This window comes from Blautia sp. AF19-13LB (assembly GCF_003479105.1).
Lineage (GTDB): Bacteria > Bacillota > Clostridia > Lachnospirales > Lachnospiraceae > Fusicatenibacter > Fusicatenibacter saccharivorans.
Genome location: NZ_QUGO01000006.1, coordinates 92,422 through 99,468 on the forward strand (window position 1 = coordinate 92,422; position 7,047 = coordinate 99,468).

6 protein-coding genes are annotated in these 7,047 nt (G+C 49.2%); 1 reads left to right on the forward strand and 5 read right to left on the reverse strand.

The window, feature by feature from the left end:
* The first annotated feature begins 46 nt into the window (after window positions 1-46).
* On the forward strand, window positions 47-664 hold the full coding sequence (locus DWX32_RS07830) for a hypothetical protein (RefSeq protein WP_118659585.1): 618 nt from the start codon (window positions 47-49) through the stop codon (window positions 662-664).
* 16 nt (window positions 665-680) lie between these two features.
* On the opposite strand, the gene DWX32_RS07835 is transcribed toward DWX32_RS07830, so the two are convergent.
* From DWX32_RS07835 to DWX32_RS20100, 5 genes are all read right to left on the reverse strand, one after another.
* The gene (locus DWX32_RS07835) at window positions 681-1,859 is read right to left on the reverse strand and encodes a phosphopentomutase (RefSeq protein ID WP_118659587.1); all 1,179 of its coding nucleotides are present in this window, start codon (window positions 1,857-1,859) and stop codon (window positions 681-683) included.
* Window positions 1,860-1,878: 19 nt separating this feature from the next.
* Window positions 1,879-3,723, reverse strand: a complete 1,845-nt coding sequence (locus DWX32_RS07840; protein ID WP_118659589.1) for an ABC transporter ATP-binding protein — start codon at window positions 3,721-3,723, stop codon at window positions 1,879-1,881.
* Window positions 3,704-5,443 (reverse strand): ABC transporter ATP-binding protein, encoded by a 1,740-nt coding sequence (locus tag DWX32_RS07845; protein ID WP_334294892.1) that lies wholly within the window; start codon window positions 5,441-5,443, stop codon window positions 3,704-3,706. The genes DWX32_RS07840 and DWX32_RS07845 overlap by 20 nt, the downstream gene beginning before the upstream one ends.
* Window positions 5,444-5,651: 208 nt before the next feature.
* Window positions 5,652-6,806, reverse strand: coding sequence for an RNA-guided endonuclease InsQ/TnpB family protein (locus DWX32_RS07850; protein ID WP_118659591.1), 1,155 nt, complete (start codon window positions 6,804-6,806; stop codon window positions 5,652-5,654).
* On the reverse strand, window positions 6,745-7,047 hold a 303-nt coding region (locus tag DWX32_RS20100), incomplete at its 5' end, for an IS607 family transposase (protein ID WP_442857714.1). The genes DWX32_RS07850 and DWX32_RS20100, both read right to left, overlap by 62 nt.

Below are 7,047 nucleotides of genomic sequence, written 5' to 3' on the forward strand. Positions count from 1 at the left end.
AAAGAAAAAGTTTTCCAAAAAATTTTTTCTGTGAAAGGATTTTCCTATGAAACGAATTTTTGATCCGGTTCTGCTGGACTTTTATCTTCAGAAACATGAGATCCCATCTCTTTTCGATACCCCGGATCTCGCATTTTCTCTGTATCAGTTTGAAAAGGGCGAACGGCTTGACACGCTGAATCCGGAGGAATACCTCTCGTTCCTCGTGGACGGTTCCATCGAGATCAGCGCCAACCGAGCCGACGGCACGAGCTACCCGATCGGCTATCTCGACGGCTTTACCTGCATCGGCGATATGGAATTCTGCGGAAAACGCGATGATACGCACCAGATCGAGGCACGCACCACCGCGCTTTGTATTGTTCTGCCGCTCGCTTCCACGAAAGAGCTTCTGCTGAACGACAACCGCTTTTTACGATATCTTTTAAACTCTGTCACCGAAAAGCTGATGCTTTATTCCAGCTCCCAGTCGAATTTTTCCACGCTCGAGGAATCCTTCCTCTCTTATCTCTCAGAGCGCTGTCCGGATCAGACGTTTTCCGGCGTGGAAAAGATGGCCATGCAGCTCCACTGCAGCCGCCGCCAGCTCCAGCGGGTCTTAAAGAAGCTGCTCGAAGAAGGACGGCTTGTGAAACTTTCGAAAGGTTCTTACCGCCTCAGCTGAAAACACCATCGCTTCCTTATTTCCACGATTCCAGGATCGATGTTCCGATCGTTCCCTCCGGCATTTTTACGCCGAAGTTCTCTGCAACGGATGCGCCGATCACAGCGAAGGTGTCTTTCGTCTCCTGAAGGCCGCTCTCCTTCATAGACGGTGAGTACGCAAGGAGCGGTACCTGTTCTCTGGTGTGGTCCGTTCCGGTATAAGTCGGGTCGTTGCCGTGGTCTGCCGTGATCAGGAGCAGATCGTCGTCTTTTAACTGCTCCAGCAGCTTTCCAAGGTTCACATCGAATTTTTCAATCTCTTTTCCGTAGCCTTCCGGGTTTCTTCTGTGGCCCCAGAGTGCATCGCAATCGACGAGGTTGACAAAGCACAGTCCTGTAAAATCTTTTCCTGCCGTCTCAATCGTCTGCTCCATGCCGTGGACGCTGCTCTTGGATTTCAGACTCTCCGTGATGCCCTCGCCGCAGAAAATATCGTTGATTTTTCCGATGCTGATGACATCATATCCTGCCTCCTGCATCGCGTTGAGCACGGTTTTTCCCGTCGGTTTGACAGCGTAGTCGTGACGGTTTGCGGTGCGGACGAACTCTCCTTTTTTCTTTCCGACGTACGGTCTTGCAATGACACGGCCGACTTTCCACTCGTCTTTCATGGTCAGCTCACGGGCAATCTCGCAGTAATGATACAGCGTCTCCAGTCCCATCGTCTCCTCGTTGCCGCAGATCTGCAGTACGGAATCCGCCGAGGTATAGACAATCAGTTCTCCGTTTTCGATCTCGCGCTCTGCCAGCTCATCGAGGATCTCCGTTCCGCTCGCCGCCTTATTGCCGATGATCTTTCTGCCGGTTCGTTTTTCCAGCTCGTCGATCAGTTCTTTCGGAAATCCGTGGTCGGTGAACGTAACGAACGGCTTTGTCGTGTAAATTCCCATCATCTCCCAGTGGCCGGTCATGGTGTCTTTTCCGTTGCTCGCCTCGTTCAGTCTTCTGGCGTAACCCTTTGCCTCATCCTCTGTCACACCGCAGAGATTTCCCATGCCGAGACGGCGCAGGTTCGGGATTTCAAGGCCTCCCTGACTCTCCCAGATGTGGCCGAAGGTATTGACACCGACATCCCCAAACTTCTCCGAATCCGCCATCGCCCCGATTCCGAGAGAATCCAGGACGATCAGAAAAATACGGTTATATTTTCTCATACTCTTTACTCCTTTCTTTTTAACTCAGCTCAAACATTCCATGATAGAGCTGATAATATTTTCCTTTCTGTGTCAGAAGTGCGTCGTGGTCGCCGCGCTCTACGATATTTCCCTGCTCCAGCACCATGATCGCATTGGCGTTTCGCACGGTGCTTAAGCGGTGGGCGATGACAAATACGGTTCTGCCCTCCATGAGCTGGTCCATTCCTTTTTCGATCAGCGCCTCGGTTCTGGTGTCAACGGAGGATGTTGCCTCGTCAAGAATCAGCACCGGCGGATCGGCAACGGCGGCACGGGCAATCGCGAGAAGCTGGCGCTGGCCCTGGGAGAGGTTGGCTCCGTCGGAGGTCAGCATCGTGTCGTAGCCGTTCGGCAGACGGCGGATGAAGGAATCCGCATTCGCAATTTTGGCCGCACGTTCAATTTCTTCCTGCGTGGCATCGAGTTTTCCAAAACGGATATTTTCTGCTACGGTTCCCGTGAACAGATGGGTATCCTGCAGAACGATACCGAGGGAGTGGCGCAGAGCGTCTTTTTCGATATCTTTTACGTCAATGCCGTCGTAGACAACCGCGCCGCCCTGGACGTCGTAGAAACGGTTGATCAGGTTCGTGATCGTCGTTTTTCCGGCTCCTGTGGAACCGACAAAAGCAATTTTCTGGCCTGGTTTGGCATACAGGCTGATGTTCTTTAAGATCAGACGGTCTGCCGTGTAGCCGAAATCCACGTTTTCAAAACGCACATCGCCCTTTAATTCCGTCATCGTTCCGTCCGGGCGCTTCCATGCCCAGCGGCCTGTTGTCTCTTCGCAGACGGCAAGTGCGCCGTTCTCTTCTTTTACGTTGACCAGTTTCACTTTTCCCTCATCGATTTCCGGCTCCAGGCTCATCACGTCGAAGACACGCTCCGCACCGGCGAGCGCTGAGAGAAGGAAGTTGCTCTGCTGGGTGAACTGGTTGATCGGAAGCGCCGCCTGGCGGACAAAGACAAGGTAGCTTGCCAGGCTTCCGATATCGGCTTTTCCGTGCAGGGCGAGAAGGCCGCCGAGCACTGCCACAATCGCATAATTGACATACGAAATGCTGACAACGACAGGAACCATCGTCGCCGCATACCCCTGCGCGCCGGTTCCCGCTTTCCGGAGCTCCTCATTCTTTTTGCAGAATTCCGTAAAGCTCTCTTCTTCGTGGTGGAACACCTTGACGACTTTCTGTCCGGTGATCAGCTCCTCAATATAGCCGTTCAGTTCTCCGAGACTGTTCTGCTGCTTCGTATAATAACCCTTGCTGCGCTTTCCGCTGAACTTGATATACCAGAACATGATACCGTAGCACACCGTTACAATCAGCGAGAGCCGCCAGTTTAGGATATACAGCAAGGTCAGTGTTCCCACAATCTGGATGAAGCTCTGGATAACCATCGCAAAACTGTTGTTCAGAGCATCTGCCATCGTGTCGATATCGTTCGTGAAAAGACTCATGATATCGCCGTGGCGTCTGCTGTCGAAGAACTGCAGCGGCAGTGTCTGGACGTGTTCGAACAGATCGCGGCGGATATCAAAGACAACCTGCTGTGCTGCTTTTACCATGGTCTGCGTGTAGCCGTATGCTGCGAGTGCGCCGCACCCGAAAATGAGTGCCGTAATCAGCACGCCGCGCAGCAGTGTGTGCACATCTCCGTCCGCCAGTCCGTTGACTACCGGGCGGATCATATACGTTCCAAGGAGGTTGGCTCCCGCGCTGATTGTTACCAGTACCGCTACGACTGCGAGCATTTTTTTGTGCCGTCCCAGATAAGACAGGAAGACGCGCAGCGTGTGTTTCAGGTTCTTTGGTTTCTTTCCGCTATAAGCTCTCGCTGCCATTTTCGTCTCCTCCCTTCATCTGTGAGGCGTAAATTTCCTGATAAATCGGGTCATCCGCCAGCAGTTCAGCGTGCGTGCCGATCCGGTGTACTTTTCCGTCATCAAGAATGATGATCTGATCCGTATTCATGACGGATGTTACTCTCTGCGCAATGATAATTTTTGTGACATTCTTCCGCGCCGCCAGTGCCTCGCGGATCTTTTTCTCCGTTGCCGTGTCGACCGCACTTGTCGAATCATCGAAGATCAGGATTTTTGCCTTTCCGATCAGCGCACGCGCGATGCAGAGACGCTGCTTCTGGCCTCCGGAGAGGTTGCTTGCGCCCTGCTCGAGCACGGTGTCGAGGCCGTCCGGCATGCGGTTCAAAAATTCATCCGCACACGCCGCGCGGCATGCTTCCCAGATCTCCTCATCGGATGCATCCACATTGCCCCATTTCAGGTTTTCACGCACGGTTCCGGAGAACAGCACGTTTTTCTGCAGAATGATATTGACTGCATCGCGGAGAGCGGCAAGATCGTACGCGCGCACATCCTTTCCGCCGACGCGGACGGTGCCGCGGCTGGTATCATACAGACGCGGAATGAGCTGCACCAGCGTCGTTTTCGAAGAACCTGTTCCTCCGAGGATTCCTACCGTCTGACCAGCTTTGATCTTCAGCGTAACATCGGAGAGTGCGTACTCTTTTGCTTCTTCTTTGTATTTAAACGATACGTTGTCAAACTCCACGCTGCCCTCTGTCACTTCTGTTACACCATTTTCCGGCGAGGTGAGCACGATTTTCTCATCGAGCACCTCGACAATCCGGTGTGCGCTCGCCATGGAACGGGTCAGAAGCAGGAAGACGTTTGCAATCATCATCATCGAGTTCATGACCTGCATGACGTAGCTTAAAAATCCGGTCAGGTTTCCAACGGCAAGCTGTTTTTTCAGAATCATATTTCCGCCGAACCACAGAATCAGCACGATCGCGGTATACATGACGCTCTGAAATGCCGGCAGATTCAGCACGGCGTAGTGGAACGTCTGCTCGCTCGCTGCGGTCAGGTCGGTGTTGACCTCGTTGAATTTGTCTTCCTCGTACTCATCCCGCACGAAAGCTTTGACGGCACGGATCGCGGTCAGCCCCTCCTGGACAACGTTGTTCAGGCGGTCCACCATGGACTGCAGTTTTGTGTACATCGGGGCAACTCTCCGCACAATCAGGGAGAGAATAAAGCCAAGAAGCGGGGTACATACAAGGAATACAAATGCCAGCCGCGGATTCATATAGAATGAAAGGCCGATTCCCATAATCAGAAGCGACGGTCCGCGCGTGATCGGGCGGAAGCCGGCGCTTACCATATTCTGGATGACGGTAACATCCGTCGTCATACGGGTGATCAGGGATGATACCGCAAAGTGGTCGAGGTTGGAAAATGCATACTGCTGCATTTTCTCATACTCCGCCTTCCGGATCTCAGCTCCCCAGCCGTACGTCGCCCGCGCCGCAAAGTGCGCGTATAAAATTCCGGTCACAAGCGCACAGAGCGCGCAGATTCCCATCTGGATTCCCTTGCGGTAAATGTAAGGGATATCGCCGTTCGCAACGCCGATGTCAATCAGATTGGAAATCAGAATCGGAATAAAAAGTTCAAAACACGTTTCTACCAATACCAGCACTGCTCCGAAAATCATATCCCGCTTGTAGGGACCTGCATACGAGAGCAGACGCTTCATATCATTCATCTTCTGTCATGTCCTGCCACTCAAAATGTGATTAAATATACTTATCACATCGAGATAATGTAAGTTCTCACGAATCTTACTTACTGCTTCCTTGTGTATACTTTTGATTGACCGAAATCATATCTACTCGTAGGTCCATGTACACTCCACAGTCGTTAATTCCCGAAATAGCCTTCGGTACATACTTACATTTGCGTCCTTATGCAATCTTGTAAGTTTTTACATCTCTCAGATTCAGTGCCGCATTGAAATCCCTGTCTTTGACATAGCCACAATGGCATCGAAATATTCTATTTGAAAGTTTTAAATCTTTCTTGATCATTCCACAACAATGGCAGATTTTTGATGATGGATACCATCTGTCTGCAACCCGAAGCTCAATTCCATTTTCCCTGCTTTTCGCCTTAAGCTTTATTCTGAATTCGTAAAACCTCTGCGAAGCAACTGCTCTTGAAAGATGTTTGTTCTTCATCATTCCCGATACGTTTAAGTCTTCAATCGTTATATAAGATGGTTTGGTTTTTACGATCTCTGCGATTGTCTTATTGATGTAATCCGTACGGATATTGTCTATTTTATGATGAAGTTTTTGTACCTTAAGTTTTTGTTTTTGTATATTCGCTCTTTGAGTGGACTCTCCTTTCTTTAAATTTTCATACTTTCGGGAGAGACATCTCTGTTCCCGAACGAGTCGTTTTTCTAACTTCTTTAATCTTGCTGATTTGTTGATATTCTTATAGGTCTTACCATTTGAAACAATGGCAAAATCCTTTAACCCCAGGTCGATGCCGATTCCTTCGTTAGAAAGATCAGCAGTTTTATTATCAGGAATTTCTATAAGAGCCGAAACATAATATCTGCCTGCTTTCATGGAAACATGGCCGCTTTTTATGATATATCCTTCTTTCGTCGTAGGAATGTATCCTTTTTCTTTGATACGAACCCATCCAAGTGACGGAATGTTAACTCGGTGTCTCTCGCAGCGACAATCTTTCGGATTATTCTTTACGAAATACATCTTCATATCTGATCTGCCTTTCTTTTTGAACTTCGGAAAAGCACTTTCATGATTAAAGAATTTTTTAAATGCAGTCTGTCCATGATTTACTGCCTGGGTCACCGCTTTTGAGTATGCTTCCTTAATCCATAAATATTCTGGATGTTGTGGAAGGTATTCATGATTCAGCCAGACTCTGAATTTACTGCTGCTCATGAATTTTTCGCCATTTTGATAAAGTTCCTTGTTATGGGCCAGATAGAAATTGTAAATAAATCTACAAGTTCCTATTGTTTTATGAATCCTGACTTTCTGCTCTTCTGTCGGATGGATTTCCGTCTTGAAGCTCTTTAGCAATTTCCTCGTCCCTCTCTATTTGTTTTTTATACTTACGAAGTCCATACAGCCTGCAGGAGAACACATGAAGTATGGAAACAATATCGTGTACAAGTTCTTCCTGTGGTGATAATTCTTCGTTGTTTACCACCACGATCGTTGTGTTGCATTTCATACAGAATTTTTCAAACCAATCATAACCGAATCGGATAAATCTGTCTTTGTGGGTTATGATGATCGTTTTTACTTTCTGTTCCATTAC

Coding starts and splice junctions, on each gene's coding strand:
- DWX32_RS07845 (WP_334294892.1), bottom strand. CDS start 5,443: ATGAAGCGTCTGCTCTCGTATGCAGGTCCCTACAAGCGGGATATGATT.
- DWX32_RS07830 (WP_118659585.1), top strand. CDS start 47: ATGAAACGAATTTTTGATCCGGTTCTGCTGGACTTTTATCTTCAGAAA.
- DWX32_RS07840 (WP_118659589.1), bottom strand. CDS start 3,723: ATGGCAGCGAGAGCTTATAGCGGAAAGAAACCAAAGAACCTGAAACAC.
- DWX32_RS07835 (WP_118659587.1), bottom strand. CDS start 1,859: ATGAGAAAATATAACCGTATTTTTCTGATCGTCCTGGATTCTCTCGGA.